Consider the following 2,314-nt stretch of genomic DNA (forward strand, 5'->3'; position numbering starts at 1 on the left):
GTATACATGTACTAATAGTATACATGTACTAATATATATACGTTGCTTGGAAATTTGAAGTAGGCAATAAAAATTGACATAGTACACTTTTTCGTACCTAACAGCAGAAATGAGTGATTAAGGTGTCTAGAATAAATGAGGATGAATTTAGTGAAGAATGTATGAAAGATCATAGAGAGTTATATGGCATCGCCTATACTCAAAACATACTTTCGGGACGTTGGAAGTATCTAATTCTTTGGTTTTTAAAGTTTAACCCGCATCGATATAATGAAATTAAGACTCGTTTAGGGGGAATTTCACAAGGATCCCTAACAAAACAACTTCGAGAATTAGAAGCGGATGGCTTAATTAATCGCAAAATTTATCCAGAGGTACCTCCGCGTGTTGAATATTCATTAACATTGAAAGCAGAGGAACTAATCCCCATTATTGATTTAATGGAACATTTCGGGAAGAAGTTTGGGGATAAAATAGATTAAAAATTGGACTTCTTAAATTAATCTCCCGTTAGCGCAACGACGACAGCCGATCTTTCTGGCGGCTGCCGTCGTTGGTTGTTGAGCTATCGTTTCCCGTTAGAATTCCTGTAAAACGAATAATTTGGCGTTTGAACAAAAAGGAGCGCCTCCAGTACGATGGGGTTACGCACGAGGTCATTGCCTCAAAAAGCCCATCAGGAGGTCGCTCTACTATGAAGTTTAAGGCACAAGACAAGCAAAATCAACTCATTGAAAACATTACCGTTCACCATCTAGTTRTTGGCGTCGACATCGCTCAGGAAACCCATGTTGCCCGGGCTGTCAGCTTTCGAGGGATTGCTTTAGGCGCTCCGCTCGAGTTCGGCAACCATCGCGAAGGGTTCAAGTTGTTCGAGAGTTGGGTCCAGGATATTCTCAAAACCCACAGTCTGAGCAGCATCATCGTTGGCATGGAGCCGACCGGCCACTACTGGTTCAGCCTAGCACGCTGGCTTGTCGAGCAAGGAATTGAGGCTGTTCTGGTTAATCCTCATCTTGTCAAAAAGAATAAGGAAAACCGGGATAATACGCCGTCTAAAAGCGATCGTAAGGACGCCCTTGTCATAGCAGATATGATCAAAAACGGGTACTACTCCCCTGTTCGCTTTCATCCGGAAGCCTTCGAGGAGCTGCGCATTCTCATGGCAAACCGCGAGACGGTTACCAAACGGCTTAACAGTGCGGTCAATCAGATTCATCGCTGGGTAGACATCGTCTTTCCCGAGTTGCGTCAGGTCTTCAAAATCCTTACCTGCACCAGTGCAATTGCAACACTCAGACTCTTTCCTTTGCCGAGCGACATCAGTCGGTTAAGTACAGAACAGGTCCTCGATGGCTGGAAGCAATATGTGAAGCGCCACTCTGGAGTTAAACGCGCCGAGTTGCTCATTTCACTTGCTAAATCCAGTGTCGGCACTACCCATGCACTACACGCATACAAGCTTCATCTTGACCAATTACTAGAAGAATATGACCTGGCACAGCGTCAGCTTGAACAGATTGAGAACGAGCTGCACTGCATTCTTAAGCGAATTCCTTACGCAAAGAAGCTGCTTGAAATACGAGGCGTCAGCGCTACGTGTCTTGCAGGTGTTCTAGGTGAGTCCGGTGATCTAAGCGGTTATTCGCATGGAAATGCACTACTTCGGCATGCCGGACTGAATCTAGCGGAGGCTAGTTCTGGGAAATGGCGAGGAAAAATGGTGCTCAGTAAACGTGGGCGCCCACGTCTGCGTCATTTTCTGTATCTTATGACTATGTGTATGGTTATGACGAACCCAGAAATTCGGACTTTACACCGTTACAATGTGGAGGAAAAGAAGCTGAAAAAGATGAAGTCCATCATGAAATTATGCAGCAAGGTAGCCCGTTTGCTGGTCGGCCTGGCTAAAAGCAGCGAGGCTTACGATTCAACCAGAGTTTTCCCACAGGCTGCCTAAGTTCAGTCCTTCCTCACCAGCTCAAGCATTCGCAGGATGACAAGAAGCACGGAGTATCGGGAGACATTACGCAAAAGGGCTCGGACCCGTTCCGTTAGAAASACCGACCTCSACCCCGTAGTTAGATGAGACGAAGGAATGAAAGGGCTATGACCCGTTGAGACATGGGAGCGAGAATCGCTAGGGCGACGTGGAGACGTGCGCATAATGGAACAATATGGGTGATGCAGCATTCACCTTTATTCCCGCATGCCCATTTTTACGTCTGTTCGCCACCGACTACTCCCACACCCTCCTCTTCGTTGTAACTACAGGATGAAATCCTGCGAATTCATGAGCCTGAGTGAGGAAACT

Annotated in this window: 2 protein-coding genes; both read left to right on the top strand. The window is 46.1% G+C overall.

Annotated features, from left to right (window positions below):
- The first annotated feature begins 122 nt into the window (after window positions 1–122).
- The gene (locus AB4Z33_RS30800; protein WP_442053550.1) at window positions 123–482 is read left to right on the top strand and encodes a winged helix-turn-helix transcriptional regulator; all 360 of its coding nucleotides are present in this window, start codon (window positions 123–125) and stop codon (window positions 480–482) included.
- A 212-nt stretch (window positions 483–694) separates the two neighbouring features.
- Window positions 695–1,960, top strand: a complete 1,266-nt coding sequence (locus AB4Z33_RS30805) for an IS110 family transposase (RefSeq protein WP_442053551.1) — start codon at window positions 695–697, stop codon at window positions 1,958–1,960.
- The last annotated feature ends 354 nt before the right edge of the window (window positions 1,961–2,314 follow it).

The organism is Paenibacillus sp. 2TAB19 (assembly GCF_052115185.1).
GTDB lineage: Bacteria > Bacillota > Bacilli > Paenibacillales > Paenibacillaceae > Pristimantibacillus.